Annotated in this window: 17 protein-coding genes and 1 tRNA gene; 7 read left to right on the top strand and 11 right to left on the bottom strand. The window is 71.5% G+C overall.

All coding sequences use genetic code 11. The annotated features are described in order from the left end of the window. Positions 1 to 29: 29 nt before the first annotated feature. From DEJ24_RS16645 to DEJ24_RS13570, 3 genes are all read right to left on the bottom strand, one after another. Entirely contained in the window at positions 30 to 287 is a 258-nt protein-coding gene (locus tag DEJ24_RS16645) for a hypothetical protein (RefSeq protein ID WP_146242617.1), read from the bottom strand. Between the two features lie 9 nt (positions 288 to 296). Continuing rightward, positions 297 to 1127: a hypothetical protein gene (locus DEJ24_RS13575; protein WP_146244586.1), complete on the bottom strand. Its 831-nt coding sequence runs from the start codon at positions 1125 to 1127 to the stop codon at positions 297 to 299. Between the two features lie 265 nt (positions 1128 to 1392). Then, a complete protein-coding gene (locus DEJ24_RS13570) occupies positions 1393 to 1758 on the bottom strand; it encodes a hypothetical protein (protein WP_111079078.1) in 366 nt (121 codons plus the stop codon). A gap of 141 nt (positions 1759 to 1899) precedes the next feature. On the opposite strand from DEJ24_RS13570, the gene DEJ24_RS16640 reads away from it, so the two are divergent. Continuing rightward, the gene (locus DEJ24_RS16640) at positions 1900 to 2202 is read left to right on the top strand and encodes a hypothetical protein (protein ID WP_146242616.1); all 303 of its coding nucleotides are present in this window, start codon (positions 1900 to 1902) and stop codon (positions 2200 to 2202) included. A 460-nt stretch (positions 2203 to 2662) separates the two neighbouring features. On the opposite strand, the gene DEJ24_RS13565 is transcribed toward DEJ24_RS16640, so the two are convergent. Further along, positions 2663 to 2734 (bottom strand) — tRNA-Gln (locus tag DEJ24_RS13565). 79 nt (positions 2735 to 2813) lie between these two features. On the opposite strand from DEJ24_RS13565, the gene DEJ24_RS13560 reads away from it, so the two are divergent. Further along, on the top strand, positions 2814 to 3308 hold the full coding sequence (locus DEJ24_RS13560; RefSeq protein WP_111079077.1) for a MarR family winged helix-turn-helix transcriptional regulator: 495 nt from the start codon (positions 2814 to 2816) through the stop codon (positions 3306 to 3308). 27 nt (positions 3309 to 3335) lie between these two features. Here DEJ24_RS13560 and DEJ24_RS13555 read toward each other — a convergent pair whose 3' ends face one another. The 7 genes from DEJ24_RS13555 to glp form a co-directional block, all read right to left on the bottom strand. Further along, a complete protein-coding gene (locus DEJ24_RS13555; RefSeq protein ID WP_111079076.1) occupies positions 3336 to 5189 on the bottom strand; it encodes an ABC-F family ATP-binding cassette domain-containing protein in 1854 nt (617 codons plus the stop codon). Between the two features lie 207 nt (positions 5190 to 5396). Then, complete coding sequence (locus DEJ24_RS13550) at positions 5397 to 6074, bottom strand: hypothetical protein (protein ID WP_146242615.1); 678 nt, start codon at positions 6072 to 6074, stop codon at positions 5397 to 5399. After that, positions 6071 to 6469, bottom strand: a complete 399-nt coding sequence (locus DEJ24_RS13545) for a PLD nuclease N-terminal domain-containing protein (protein ID WP_111079074.1) — start codon at positions 6467 to 6469, stop codon at positions 6071 to 6073. Before DEJ24_RS13545 ends, DEJ24_RS13550 begins: the two co-directional genes overlap by 4 nt. A gap of 59 nt (positions 6470 to 6528) precedes the next feature. After that, positions 6529 to 6966 carry a molybdenum cofactor biosynthesis protein MoaE gene (locus tag DEJ24_RS13540; protein WP_111079073.1) on the bottom strand — a complete coding sequence of 146 codons (438 nt, stop codon included), beginning with the start codon at positions 6964 to 6966 and terminating at the stop codon, positions 6529 to 6531. Next, on the bottom strand, positions 6963 to 7478 hold the full coding sequence (locus tag DEJ24_RS13535; RefSeq protein ID WP_111079072.1) for a molybdenum cofactor biosynthesis protein B: 516 nt from the start codon (positions 7476 to 7478) through the stop codon (positions 6963 to 6965). The genes DEJ24_RS13540 and DEJ24_RS13535 overlap by 4 nt, the downstream gene beginning before the upstream one ends. After that, positions 7475 to 7945, bottom strand: coding sequence for a cyclic pyranopterin monophosphate synthase MoaC (gene moaC, locus DEJ24_RS13530; RefSeq protein ID WP_111079071.1), 471 nt, complete (start codon positions 7943 to 7945; stop codon positions 7475 to 7477). Before moaC ends, DEJ24_RS13535 begins: the two co-directional genes overlap by 4 nt. Beyond that, positions 7942 to 9246, bottom strand: a complete 1305-nt coding sequence (gene glp / locus DEJ24_RS13525; RefSeq protein WP_111079070.1) for a gephyrin-like molybdotransferase Glp — start codon at positions 9244 to 9246, stop codon at positions 7942 to 7944. Before glp ends, moaC begins: the two co-directional genes overlap by 4 nt. A gap of 121 nt (positions 9247 to 9367) precedes the next feature. On the opposite strand from glp, the gene DEJ24_RS13520 reads away from it, so the two are divergent. The 5 genes from DEJ24_RS13520 (at position 9368) to DEJ24_RS13500 (ending at position 13753) form a co-directional block, all read left to right on the top strand. After that, positions 9368 to 10255 carry an MTAP family purine nucleoside phosphorylase gene (locus DEJ24_RS13520; RefSeq protein WP_111079069.1) on the top strand — a complete coding sequence of 296 codons (888 nt, stop codon included), beginning with the start codon at positions 9368 to 9370 and terminating at the stop codon, positions 10253 to 10255. Then, the gene (locus tag DEJ24_RS13515; RefSeq protein ID WP_111079068.1) at positions 10252 to 11322 is read left to right on the top strand and encodes an NAD(P)-dependent oxidoreductase; all 1071 of its coding nucleotides are present in this window, start codon (positions 10252 to 10254) and stop codon (positions 11320 to 11322) included. Before DEJ24_RS13520 ends, DEJ24_RS13515 begins: the two co-directional genes overlap by 4 nt. A 345-nt stretch (positions 11323 to 11667) precedes the next feature. Continuing rightward, positions 11668 to 12453: a glycosyltransferase family 2 protein gene (locus DEJ24_RS13510; RefSeq protein WP_309147018.1), complete on the top strand. Its 786-nt coding sequence runs from the start codon at positions 11668 to 11670 to the stop codon at positions 12451 to 12453. Beyond that, on the top strand, positions 12450 to 13088 hold the full coding sequence (locus tag DEJ24_RS13505) for a DUF2064 domain-containing protein (protein WP_181432929.1): 639 nt from the start codon (positions 12450 to 12452) through the stop codon (positions 13086 to 13088). Before DEJ24_RS13510 ends, DEJ24_RS13505 begins: the two co-directional genes overlap by 4 nt. Then, positions 13085 to 13753, top strand: coding sequence for a class I SAM-dependent methyltransferase (locus DEJ24_RS13500; protein ID WP_111079067.1), 669 nt, complete (start codon positions 13085 to 13087; stop codon positions 13751 to 13753). Before DEJ24_RS13505 ends, DEJ24_RS13500 begins: the two co-directional genes overlap by 4 nt. The last annotated feature ends 7 nt before the right edge of the window (positions 13754 to 13760 follow it).

The raw sequence follows: 13760 nt of genomic DNA, 5'->3' as shown, positions 1-13760 counted from the left end.
GAGCGGGGGCGTCCGTCGCGCGTTCCTTGTCAGCGATGTGACTGGGCGCGTTTGTTGCGTTGACGGTCGAAGACCTGCCCGACGAGAAGCCCGAGGACGATTCCGAGAAGGCCGTAGCACAGTGGCGCTACTTCGCTGTCCTGCAGCCCGTCGAGGCTGCAGATTCCGAAGATGACGAACCAGCCCGCCACAGGAATGCAGGCAAGGACAGTGCCCCACCGACGATTAGCGAACGCCGAAGCTACCCCGAACGCGAGGCCGACAACCAGACCGAGCAAAACTGTCATGAAGTGCTCCTAGCACTTCGGCCAGGTCGGCCACCAGGTTGCGAAGAGCGGCACGGCACCGACAATGTGGATTCGCAAGCACTTACCGCCAGCAAGCTGTGGCGTGCCATACGCGGCAAGTACGGCGCAGGCGACCGTAGCCACCCTCAATCCTGGCACCGGCGACTTGGAGAACAGCGCAGCGCACGACGCCACAGTGCCGATCGCCTTCAGGCTTTCGGACCTGTTGAGGCTGATCGTCCAGTACCCCGGGAACGAGGTGATCTTCGGGTCAGCGACTACTGGGAACACAGTGTCAGCCGTATAATCCAAGTGTTGAGTGAGGGTGGTCCCGTCGACCGTGTAGTGAGTTGCGACTGCCTTGCCGGTGGCGTCAACCGCCCACGGAGCGTCGACCCCGGCGAGGAGGTTCCCCTCCGCGTCGCCAACACTGACTCGTCCGTCAGGGAGCGTGTAGAGCTCGGTCCCGCTTCCCAGATCCCATGACGCAGTACCGACGCTCGACGAGGCGAAGACAGCTGCGAAGCGAGTCGACGTAGCCGTCAGCGCATCTGCCGTGTAAACGGCGTTAGACCCCTGGTCAGCACCGACCTCCACCGACAGAGCGGGCGTCTCGTCTGTCGCAGCGATTTCGGCAATGTTCCCCGGCTCCAGGACCTCCGTTGCCCCAGGGACCGTGTCGTCCTGCAGGCCAACGGCGAGCTCCGCTCGCTCGACAAGTGCAGGAGCGGTGCTCGCTGTCAGTGTGCTCGAAGCGTTCGCTGGCCCGGCGGTCAGCGAAGCAGCGAGAGCCGCCACCGTTACGGCGACGGCGGCAAGATGTAGTCGTTTTAGTCGCACGAAGCGACCCCCCTTTGGTATTGCGCCGTGGCCGCCCCTACGGCCCCCACCCGCGCCTGACCATTCATACAGCGCAGACTTGCTAACCGCATCTCGCCGCCCCGGCGGCGTGCCGCGAGGGCAATCGCACTCCGGTCCGAGCGCTAGGGCAACCGCACTCCGGTCCGAGCGCTAGGGCAACGCTCCAGGACCGGGGCCTGCCGCCGGACTCTTGGGCCCGGTTCTGTATCCAATAGCGGATCCTCGAACGGTCGCCGCAGAGCAGCTATGTCAACAGCGCGGTCAGCTCGTCGCTCAACACGTCGAACGTGCGTTGGTAGATCAGGTGATGCTGGTAGGTACGGACGAGGTACTTGCCCTCGTCGCTGCGCATCTGAATCGAGATGCTGCTACCCGTCGCACTGCCGGCAACACGCCAAGTCAGCCGCGTCGGCAGCTTGCGTAAGCCTCGTCGCGTGGCGCCCCACACCCGGTACGTGAACCGCGAGCCCAGATCGACAACACCCTCCGTCGTCACTTTAGCGGGGCTGCCGCTCTTCTCGGTTAGCCAACCGGCGATGACTTGCACTGCGCGCTCGCAGGGCTGGGGGCTATCGAGCGTGACTTCACGGGTCTCGGCAAGATCGATCATGCGACAGTCCTACAGGGCAGCCCTCCTGACCGCCCAGTAGCCGGTGGGCTACCGAACGCTGGCTCCGGCGCTCTTGATCGTTCCGGTAAGGGATCGGCTATCGGACAGCGTTCAAGCCGGGCTACCGAGTACCGTCGCATCGTGACTGATCGCTGGATCGACAGGGTGCCTGATGCTCCGGGTGGTGTCCCTGGCGCTTGGTTCAACGCTCTCCTAGGCAGTGGCCTTGTGGTGGGTTCGCCGACCATTGCATCCACCACTGGTGACCCCCCGGCAAGTGTCCTGTTCGCCATCGCTGCCCTGGGGCTTTTCGGATTCCTGGAATTCGTCTTCGTCTACAAGCTCTATCAGCGGATCGCCGGTCGACGCGCGCTTTGCGCAGAGCGCGACGACGATCGAGAATCAGATCCCGGGCGTTCATCCAAGGCCCTCACCCGCCCGTAGCCCGATTCCCTACCGAAACGACCAAGAGCGCCGGAGCAGCGTTCGGCAGCCCACCCGCTACCGGACGCACTCAGCGAGCGTCTTGCTGTACCAGCGGTCCGAGTACGGCTCGTCGTTGAACGCGTCGACGCGCTCGAATCCGTTCCGCTCGTACATGGCGCATGCCTCCGATAGGGCAGCGCGAGTGTCGAGCCGGAGCGTGCTGACCACTCGCTCTCGGCAAGCCTGTTCGACGGCACGAAGTAAACGACTTCGCTCGGCAATCGAGCCGATGCCCCCTGCCCGAAAACAGGTCAGGGGGCCTTCGTCGTTCACGGAACCGCCTGCTCGCCATGGGCTCGGGCTCGCCGAACGGCCAGGACGAGGTCCAGAGCACTGCTGAGCCACGCTCTGGCGGCGCCAGCAGCCTTCACAGACAAAAGAATGACCAGGAATCCCGCTAAGACCGAACACGCCACAGCTCCGCCTCCAGGATTCGAACCCGGACCTAACGGCACCAAAGGCCGTCGTGCTGCCATTACACCAAGGCGGAACGCCCCCGGAGGAGCTCGACCATCTTCCCATGTGCCCGACACTGGTCGTGCGCCGCCGATCCACGCCATGATGGACGGATGCCGCCAGAGGACGAGGTCGACCGGATCGTCGCGGCGTGGGGTCGGGAGCGTCCGGATCTGGACTTCGCCCCGCTCGACGTGCTGTCGCGGGTCGACCGGCTCGCCCGGCACCTGGACCGCGCCCGACGTCAGGCGTTCGAGGCCGGCGGGATGGAGCCGTGGGAGTTCGACGTCCTGTCGGCACTCCGGCGCGCGGGCGACCCGTACGAGTTGAGCCCCAAGACGCTCCTCCAGCAGACCCTGGTGACGAGTGGCACGATGACGAACCGGGTGGACCGCCTCGCCGCCCGCGGGCTCGTCGCTCGCCGGACGGACCCCCGTGACGGCCGAGGCGTCCTCGTGTCCTTGACGCCGACGGGTCGGAGCGCGGTGGACGCGGCGATCGCGGACCTGCTGCAAGCCGAGCGAGCGATCCTCGCCGGGGTGTCCGACGGCGAGCGGGGCCAGCTGGCGGCACTGCTCCGGCGACTGATCCTGGGCCTGGGTGACTAGCGCTCGGCTCGACCGGCGCGGGGAGTCTCACACCCCGAGCTGCTCCGCGACCTCGAGCCACCGCTCCTCGAGCTGCTCCACCTCGGCGTCCAGCGCGGTCAGCTCCGCCTGCAGCTTGCCGAGCCCCTCGTAGTCCGACTGGTCGTGCGCGGCGAACGCGTCGAGCCGCTTCTTCCGGTCCTGGGCGAGCTTGCCGATGCGGCGGTCGAGCGCCGACATCTCCTTCTCCACCACGCGACGCTCGGCGCCGGACAGGGTCGGCGTAGCCGTCGCCGCTGCCGGACGCAGCCCCGAGGCGGCGGCGACGGCCGAGGATCCGGCCGTGTCGGGCCTCCCGGCCGATGCCGCGGCAGCAGCCGACGCCGTCCCGCCGCCGGTGCCCGCAGCACGCAGCTTCATGTACTCGTCGACGCCACCGGGCAGGTGGCGGAGGTGCCCGCCGAGGACGGCGTACTGCTGGTCGGTGACGCGCTCGAGCAGGTACCGGTCGTGACTGACGACCAGCAGCGTGCCCGGCCAGGTGTCGAGGAGGTCCTCCATCGCGGCCAGCATGTCCGTGTCGAGGTCGTTCGTCGGCTCGTCGAGGATCAGCACGTTCGGCTCGTCGAGCAGGATGAGCATGAGCTGCAGGCGGCGCTTCTGCCCACCGGACAGGTCCTTCACCGGGGTGGAGAGCTGCTCCGACGTGAACCCGAGGCGCTCGAGCAGCTGCGACGGCGTCATCTCCTTGCCGTCGGCGACGTAGCTGGTCTTCTTGCGCGCCACGACCTCGCGGACGCGGTCCTCGGCGAACTGGGCGAGGTCGGCGAGCTGCTGGTCGAGGACCGCGATCTGCACCGTCTTGCCCGTCTTCACCCGGCCGGTCGTCGGCTGGAGCTTGCCGGAGACCAGGTTGAGCAGCGTGGACTTGCCGGCGCCGTTCGGGCCGAGGATGCCGGTCCGCTCACCGGGCGCGATGCGCCACTCGATGTCCTCGATGATCATCGTGCCGTCGAAGGACACGCCCGCGTCGATGAGGTCGACCACGTCCTTGCCCAGGCGCGCCGTCGCCATCTGGGACAGTGCGACCGTGTCACGGATGGGCGGGACGTCGTCGATGAGGGCGTTCGCCGCGTCGATGCGGAACTTCGGCTTGCTCGTGCGGGCCGGCGCGCCGCGGCGCAGCCAGGCGAGCTCCTTGCGGGCCAGGTTCTGCCGGCGCTGCTCGCTCGACGCGGCCTGCCGGTCACGCTCGACGCGCTGCAGGATGTACGCCGCGTAGCCGCCCTCGAAGGGCTCGACGACGCCGTCGTGCACCTCCCACGTGTCGGTGGACACGGCGTCCAGGAACCACCGGTCGTGGGTCACGACGACCATGCCGCCCTGGTTCGCGGACCAGCGGCGGTTGATGTGCTCGGCCAGCCACTGGATGCCCTCGACGTCCAGGTGGTTGGTCGGTTCGTCGAGGAACAGCACGTCCCAGTCCCCGACCAGGAGGCGCGCCAACGCCACGCGACGCCGCTGCCCGCCCGACAGCTCGTCCACCGTGACGTCCCACGGGATGTCCGACACCAGGCCGCCGATGACGTCGCGGATCTTCGCGTCGCCGGCCCACTCGTGCTCCGCGAGGTCGCCGACGACGACCTGCCCGACGGTCTCGCCCTCCGGCAGGATGTCCCGCTGGTCCAGGTAGCCGATCGTCACCCCGCGACGGTGCGTCACCCGACCGTCGTCCGGTTCGAGGCGCTGCGCGAGCAGGGCGAGCAACGTCGACTTGCCGTCGCCGTTGCGCCCGACCACGCCGATCCGGTCGCCCTCGTCGAGGCCGATGGTCACGCTGTCGAAGACGACACGGGTGGGGAACTCGAGATGCACGTTCTCGGCGCCGAGGAGATGAGCCACCTGACCAGGGTAGGCGGACGCGGGGGTCGCGTCCGCCAGGGGTGGGTGTCGGGCGGTGGCGGCGGGCCGGTTTCGGCCGGCTGGCCGGTTCCGGCCGGCTGCGCACAACGAGATCCGGCTCGCGCCGTGGGATTCCGTGGCGCGAGCACGATGTCGTTGTGCGGGTCCGGCTCGCGCCGGGTACGGCGGCCGGCCGGGAGGCGCGGCTCAGGCCGTCCGGTCGAGGAACGCCCGCCAGTGCTCCCGCTCGATCATCACGACGAGGAACATCGCCCCGAACACGATCGCGAGGATGCCTTCGACCCAGAGCATGAAGTCATCACGCGCGCCGAGGGACTGCCCCGCCGCCAACGGCACCCACCCCGCGGTGAACCAGAGCGTCCACTCGCTCTGCCGCAGTCGCAGGAGCGCCAGACGTCGGAGCACCCGGACCCGGTGCGGCTCCGCGGGTGCACGACCACGGAGGACACGGTCGACCTCCCGCCGCTCGCGCATCGACATCCCGGACAGCGGGTCCGACCACATCGCCGGCCGCGAGTGCGCCCGTCCGATCCGCACGATCCGCGTGACCCCGATCGCCCACACGACGAGCCCCAGCACGAAGACGCCCGAGCCGATGAGGAACTGCGTGTCGGACGGCCGTCGAGCGGGCATCGTCGTCCGCACGGCCAGCCACGCCCCGGCCGCAGCAGCGAGGACGACGACTGCGGCCGCCGCCGCCAGCCGGACACGACGACGCCGGCTGCGGTCCGGGTCACTCGAAGTCGGTGGTTCGTCGCCGCCCGACAGGAAGGCGGACCGCTGGTCCACCAGGTCCCACCGGCGGTCGTCGACGGACAGCGGTGGCACGTCGGCCCAGGCGTCCGGCCTGGAGGCCCTGCTCACGTCGCCGGGGTCGGGTCGCCCTCGCCGGCGGCTTCCTTCGCCCGCTTCAGGCGCGCCTGCGCCTCCCAGTACTCGATCTCGCGCTCGAGCTCGGCGAGTTCCTGCTCCGTGCTCGTGACCCGCTTGTCCCCGTGTGCGCTCTTGGCGGCACCGAGGGTGGCGTAGCGGTCCTCGTGGCGGGTGGGTTCCAGGTACCGGCCGTGGTTCCGAGGACCGGCAGCCCAGTCGTGCCCGATCGCGAACCAGACGATGCTGCCGACGACGGGCAGCAGGATCACGAGGATGATCCACGCGACCTTCGGCAGGCCCCGGACCTCGCTGTCGGTGCGCGTGATGATGTCGATCAACGCGAACACGAGCAGGACGACGCTCACGCCGGACAGCAGGATTCCCATGGCTCCGGATCCTATGGGGGTGCTGAGTCCAGCCGCTACGCCCGCCTTCGTGGGGCGGATCAGAGCGCGGCGACCCACTCGTCGGAGCCGTCCGTGAAGCGCTGGTGCTTCCAGATCGGCACCTGCTCCTTCACCAGGTCGATCAAGGCAGCGCAGGCTGCGAAGGCCTCAGCCCGGTGCCCGGACGCCACGGCTGCGGCGAGCGCGACGTCCCCGATGCCGAGGGCGCCCACGCGGTGCAGCACGGCGATGCGGACCTCGGGGTGCTGCTCTGCGATGGTCCGGGCGACCGAGGCGATGACGTCACCGGCGCTCGGGTGCCGCTCGTAGTCGAGAGCGGTGACGCCCTTGCCGCCGTCGTGGTCGCGGACGACGCCGGCGAACGTGACGACCGCCCCGTCGTGGTCGGAGGCCACGACCGCGGACACCTCGTCCACGGTGATGTCGCGGTCGACGACGTCCGCCACGACGACCCGCTCGGCTGCGGTGGCGCTCACGAGGCGCTCCGCGGGGCGTGCCCGTCGCCGTGCAGCTGGGCGAGCAGGTGGTCGAGGAGTCCGTCGAGCACGGCCAGCCCGTCGGCGACCCCGCCGCGGGACCCGGGCAGCGTGACGACGAAGGCCCGACCGCCGACGACCCCGGCGACTCCACGGCTGAGCAGTGCGGTGGGGCCGGCTCCGGCGAGGCCGCGGCGCCGGATCTCCTCGACGATGCCGGGGAGTTCCAGGTCGAGCAGCGGCGCGACGGCTTCGGGGGTGCGGTCGGTCGGGGTGACACCGGTGCCGCCCGTGGTGATCACCACGCGGGCGCCACCGCTGACGGCTGCGGTGAGGGTGTCGGCGACGGGACCGCCGTCCGGGACGATCGCCGGGTCGCCGACGGTGAACCCGCGGGTGCGGAGCCACTCGGCGATGACCGGTCCGGTGCGGTCGAGCGCGGGGTCGGTGGCGGCCGAGGTGGACACGACGAGGACGGCCGCGCGGCCCTGGTCGACTGCGGCGTCGGTCACGATGCGCTCCAGTCGCCGGAACGCCCACCGTGCTTCTCGAGCACCCGGATGTCGCTGATCACGGCGGCGCGGTCGACGGCCTTGACCATGTCGTACACGGTGAGGGCGGCGACGCTCGCTCCGGTCAGGGCTTCCATCTCGACTCCGGTGCGGGAGGTCGTGCGGACGGACACCTGGATCACGACGCGGTCGTCGGCACCGGTGATGTCGACCTCGACTCCGGCGATCGGCAGCGGGTGGCAGAGCGGGATGAGGTCGGACGTCTTCTTCACCGCCATGATCGCCGCGATCCGGGCGGTGCCGATCACCTCGCCCTTGGGCAGCGAGCCGTCGAGGATGCGGGCGACGACGTCCGCCCGGGTCACGAGTGTGGCGGTGGCGGTGGCGGACCGCGCGGTGACGTCCTTGTCGGAGACGTCCACCATGTGCGCGCTGCCGTCGGCGCGGACGTGGGACAGGTCGGTCATCGGATGCTCCAGACGGTCAGGACGTCGCCCGGGTCGACCTGACTGGTGCCGACCGGGACGTGGACGAGGTGTGTGGCCTCCGCGTAGTGCCAGAGCAGGTGTGAGCTGGGCCCGCCGACGAACTGCACGCGGCCGTCCACGATCGTGCCGCGCCGGACCTGGTGCTTGCCTGCGGGTGAGGTGGCGGAGTCGGCACTGGGCACGTCGACGCTCGGACGGGTACCGGGCAGGCCGGCGGCGCGGGCGAGGACCGGGCGGAGGAACATCTCGAAGGACACCAGCGCCGAGACGGGGTTGCCGGGGAAGGCGATGACGGGCACCGACCGGCCGGCGATCGTCACGCTGCCCAGGGCCTGGGGACCGCCGGGCTGCATCGCGACCGGCGTGACCTCGAGTCCGCTGGGCTCGAGAGCCTGTCGGACGACCTCGTACGCCCCCGCACTGATGCCACCCGTGGTGAGGACGAGGTCGGCCCACTCCCCCACGGCGTCTTCGAGCGCGTCGACGAACTGTTCGGGGTCGTCGGGCACCCGGACGCGGCGGGTCTCGACGCCCACCTCCGTGAGCGCGGCGGACAGCGCCACACCGTTCGCGTCGCCGATGACCGCACCGGCACTCAGGTCGACGGCCGCACCGACGCCCGCACGGACGCCCGCGGCATCGTCGTCGAGCAGTTCACTGCCGGTCGACACGACGAGCACCCGGGGACGGCGGAACACATCGACCGCGGCGACCCCTGCCCCGGCGAGCGCGCCGAGGACGGCGGGAGTCAGAGGTTGCCCGGCACGCGCGATGGCTGCTCCGGCGCGGAGGTCCGATCCGGCGACCCGGACGAAGGTCCCCGCGACGAGGTCGTCCGGCACCGGGACGGACTCGGTGTCGAGGGCTGCGGGGAAGGAGCCGGCCGGAGTCGACTCCACCGGGAACACCGCGTCGGCGCCATCGGGGATCCGCGCTCCGGTCATGATCGGTGCCGCGGTGCCCGGCTCGAGCGGCGGGGGCACGAGGCCGGCCGGGATCGGCGCGACGACGCGGAGCGTGGTGCCGGCATCGGCAGCGCGGACGGCGAACCCGTCCATCTGGCTGTTGTCGAACGCCGGCAGCGGTGTCGGCGCGGGGACGGCCGTCGCGAGGACCCGGTACGCGCGCCCCGCTCCGGACGCGACCGCCAGGTCGACCACAGACACCGTCTCGACCGACGCGAAACCCGCCCCCGACCCGGGCCCCGCTCCGTGTCCACCGGGCAGCACCGGCTCGACGAGCGCCTGGACTGCTTCCCGGTGCTGACCGATCGTTCGCACGCGCGCCTCCGAATGGTCCTGACGCGGCGCATCGGACGACGCACCGCTCGCGGGCCGTTCCTGGCCCGCATCTGTAGCGTAACGACGGCGCCGACCAGCGCCGAGGACGACCGGAGGACCTGTGGAGAACGAGAAGACGGCAACGATCGGAGTGATCGGTGGTTCCGGCCTGTACGAGCTGTTCGAGCCCGGGACCGCGGACGAGATCGACGTCCCGACGCCCTTCGGCGCGACCTCGAGCCCGATCAGCATCGGCACGATGTCCGGCCGTCGGGTCGCGTTCCTCACCCGGCACGGCCGGACGCACTCGGTCGCCCCGCACCGGATCGAGCACCGCGCGAACCTCTGGGCGCTGCGATCGCTCGGCGTCCGGGCCGTGGTGTCCTCCAGCGCCGTCGGTGGTCTGCACCCCGACTACGCTCCCGGCACCTTCGTGGTGACGGACCAGCTGATCGACCGGACCTGGGGCCGCGCCGACACGTACTTCGAGGACGAGGTGCAGCACCTCTCCTTCGCGGACCCGTTCGACCCGGTGCTCCGCCGTGCCGCGATCGACGCCATCGCGGCGCTCGACGTGCCGTTCCGCCCGACCGGCACCTGTGTCGTCATCCAGGGCCCGCGGTTCTCGAGTCGTGCCGAGTCCGTCTGGATGCGGGAGGCCGGCGGCCACACCATCAACATGACGATGTCGCCCGAGGTCCCCCTGGCCGCCGAGCTCGGCATCGGCACGGTCAACCTGTCGTTCGTCACGGACGCCGACGCCGGCCTCGCCCCGGCCACGGACGAGACCGCCGCTGACGAGGCCGCCGTGGACGCGACGGCCGGCAACGACCAGGCCGCCACCGAGGCCCCCGTCACCCACCAGGCCGTGATGGACCGCCTGGCCCGCGCGAACGAGGTGATCGTCCGGGCGATCGGCTCGATCGTCGCCGCGGTCCCCGACGACTACACGCCGCGCGAACTCGTCCCGGCGAGTGCCTCCGCCCGCGTGCTGGAGCTCCGCCCGTGACCCGCCTGCTGGTCACCGGCGGCGCCGGCTTCATCGGCTCGACCATCGTCCGGCAGGCCCTGGCCGCCGGGTACGAGGTCCGGGTCCTGGACTCCCTCCGCACCGACGTGCACGGCGACCCGGAGGCCGTGGTCACCGCCCACCGCACCGCCGGCATCGAGCTGGTGCACGGCGACGTCCGTGACCGGGTGGCCCTCGACGCCGCCCTCCACGAGGTCGACGTGGTCTGCCACCAGGCCGCCAAGGTCGGGCTCGGCGTCGACTTCCAGGACGCGCCGGACTACGTCTCCAGCAACGACGCCGGCACCGCGCACGTGCTCGCCGCGATGGACCGCCTGGACCTCGGTCGACTCGTGGTCGCCAGTTCCATGGTCGTCTACGGCGAAGGCTCGTACACGACGGCCGACGGCGAACCCCTCCGACCGCCGGCCCGCCGCCGCGAGGACCTGGACGCCGGGCAGTTCGACCCGATCGGTCCGGACGGGCGCCCCCTGCTGCCGGGTCTGATCGACGAGTCGGCAGCGCTCGACCCGCGGAACGTCTACGCGCAGACGAAGGTCGCCCAGGAGCAGCTCGCCTCCTCCTGGACGCGTGCCACCGGCGGTCGAGCGGTCGCGCTGCGCTACCACAACGTGTACGGCCCGGGCATGCCCGCGAACACGCCCTACGCGGGCGTCGCGTCGCTGTTCCGCTCGGCCCTGGCTCGCGGCGAGGCGCCCCGGGTCTACGAGGACGGCGCGCAGCGCCGTGACTTCGTGCACGTCGACGACGTCGCCGGTGCGAACCTCGCAGCGATCGCGGCGACCGAGTCCGCCCCGTCGGAGTCCTTCCGGGCGTTCAACGTCGGCTCCGGCACGGTCCACACGATCGGTGAGATGGCCGCAGCGATCGCCGGTCCTGACGGCCCGCAGCCGGTCGTCACGGGCGAGTACCGCCTGGGCGACGTCCGGCACGTGACCGCGTCCTCGGCTCGCATCGCCGAGGAGCTCGGCTGGCACGCGCAGATCGACTTCACGCAGGGCATGCGCGACTTCGCGACGGCACCGCTCCGCGCAGCGGTGCGCTGACGCAAGCGCGCGCGAACCGGACACGGATCGATCCCGACCACCGGTCCCGGCCCGACCACCGGTCCCGGCCCGACCACCGGTCCCGGCCCGACCACGCATCGGACGGGAGGCCCGTCCCCCAACCGGGGCGCGCCTCCTGTCCGGCTCGGAGCCGCGACCGCATCCGCGGTGCGGAGATCGGCCATCGGGGCGCGCGACCGCGTACCCCGACCAGCGACGTCGTGTTGTGTTGGGTGCATGACACAACACCCCGCAGCGGACGCCGTCGGACCCGAACCGACGCGCCCGGCTGAGGCGGTGACGACTCCGACCCATCGCTCCGAGGACCCGCACCGAATGGTCTCCATGAGCGTCGACGTGATCCTCCCCTGCCTCGACGAGGCGGACGCACTGCCGTCCGTCATCGGCCGCCTCCCCGAGGGGTACCGGGCCGTGGTCGTCGACAACGGTTCGACCGACGGCTCGGCCGACGTCGCCCGCGCCCACGGCGCCCTCGTCGTCACCGAGCCGGTCCGCGGCTTCGGGTCGGCCTGCGCCGCCGGCGTCGCCGCCGCGACCGCCGACTACGTGGCCTTCTGCGACGCCGACGCGTCGATGGACCCTGCCGAACTCCCCGCCCTCGTGCAGCGCGTCGCGGACGGCCGGGTCGACCTGGCCCTCGGCCGCCGCGTCCCCACCACCCGCGGGGCCTGGGCACCGCACGCACGCTTCGCGAACCGTGTCCTCGCCGTCCTGATGCGGCGCGCGACCGGCTACCGCCTGACCGACCTCGGACCGATGCGCGTGATGCGCCGCGAGGACCTGGTCGCCCTCGACCTCCGGGACCGTCGCAGCGGTTACCCGCTCGAGATGGTCCTCGCCGCGCACGCCGCCGGCTGGCGCGTCGACGAGTCGGACATCGGGTACGCGCAGCGCATCGGCGACAGCAAGGTCACCGGGACCCTCCGCGGCACGGTCAACGCCGTCAAGGACATGTCGCGCCTGCTCCGTGCGTACCGTCGGGAGGCCCGCGCCCGGTCCGCCGCACCCGTGTCGGTCCGCCAGCGCGCCGCCTCCGCATCCCCCGCGGCCGCATCGCCCGCGGCCGACCAGTCGGCGGCCGAGCAGTCGGCAGCGGAGGTCCGCTCGTGACCGGCATCACCGTGGCCGTCGTCGCCAAGGAGTGCCTGCCCGGCAAGGTGAAGACGCGCCTGACCCCTGCCCTGACGCCGGAGGGTGCGGCCAGGGTCGCCGCCGCCAGCCTCGCCGACACGCTCGCCACGGTGTCGGCCCTGCCGGCAGCCCGCCGGGTCCTCTTCTACGACGGTGACGTCCTGCCCGAGGGCGCGGACGGCTTCGACGTCCTGCACCAGCCCGGCGGCGGACTCGACGAGCGCCTGGGCTTCCTGTTCGACACCGTGCAGGAGCCGCTGCTCCTGGTCGGCATGGACACCCCGCAGGTGTCGGTCGACGCCCTCGCCCCGGTGTTCGACGGCGCCGAGCGCGACGCGTGGTTCGGTCCGGCGGAGGACGGTGGCTTCTGGTCCCTGTTCATGCGCGAACCCACCGGTGACCTGATCCGCGGCGTGCCGATGTCGCAGGACGACACCGGGTCCGTGCAGCTCGAGCGGCTGCGGTCCGCCGGGCTCGACACGGGCCTGCTGGCCGAGTTGCTCGACGTCGACACGCTGCCGGACGCCGAGCGCGTCGCGGCACTCGCTCCCACCACGCGGTTCGCGGCGGCCCTGGCCGACGAGTCCACGACGACCTCCGGAGATGTCCGATGACCGACACGACCAGCACCCTGCAGGCCTTCGGGGCCGGCGGTGACGAGCCCTACACACGGGCCCTGCGCTCCGACGGACGACTCCGCCTGACCGACCCCGACCGTCCGGGCGAGGTCGTCACGATGGACGTCGGACGCTGGAGCGCCGCGGCGGACCGGGTCGACCGGTCCCTGCTCGAGGGAGCCGACGGCCCGGTCATCGACCTCGGCTGCGGTCCGGGTCGGATGCTGGTCGCCGCACTGCGGATGGGCGTGCCGGCCCTCGGCGTCGACGTCTCGGCCGAGGCCGTCGCCATCGCCACCCGGTCCGGCGGCCGGGCCGTCCAGGGTTCGGTGTTCGAGCCGGTGCCCGACGAGGGGCGCTGGGACACCGCGCTCGTCATCGACGGCAACATCGGCATCGGCGGCGACCCCGTCGCCCTGCTCGCCCGTGCGGCCGAGATCGTCCGGGTCGGTGGCCGGGTCGTCGTCGAGACGAACCGCGACGTCGACGTCGATCGCGCCTACGTCGCCACCGTGACGGACACGGACGGCCACGCGAGCTCCGCCTTCCCGTGGGCCGAGGTCGGACGCACCGCGCTGCAGGTCCACGCCGCGACGGCCGGACTGACCGTCCGGCAGAGCTGGACCGACGGCGGTCGACACTTCTGTGAGCTCATCGCCTGACACCACG

Source organism: Curtobacterium sp. MCPF17_001 (genome assembly GCF_003234615.1).
Lineage (GTDB): Bacteria > Actinomycetota > Actinomycetes > Actinomycetales > Microbacteriaceae > Curtobacterium.
This window is presented reverse-complemented; position numbering and strand designations above follow the sequence as displayed.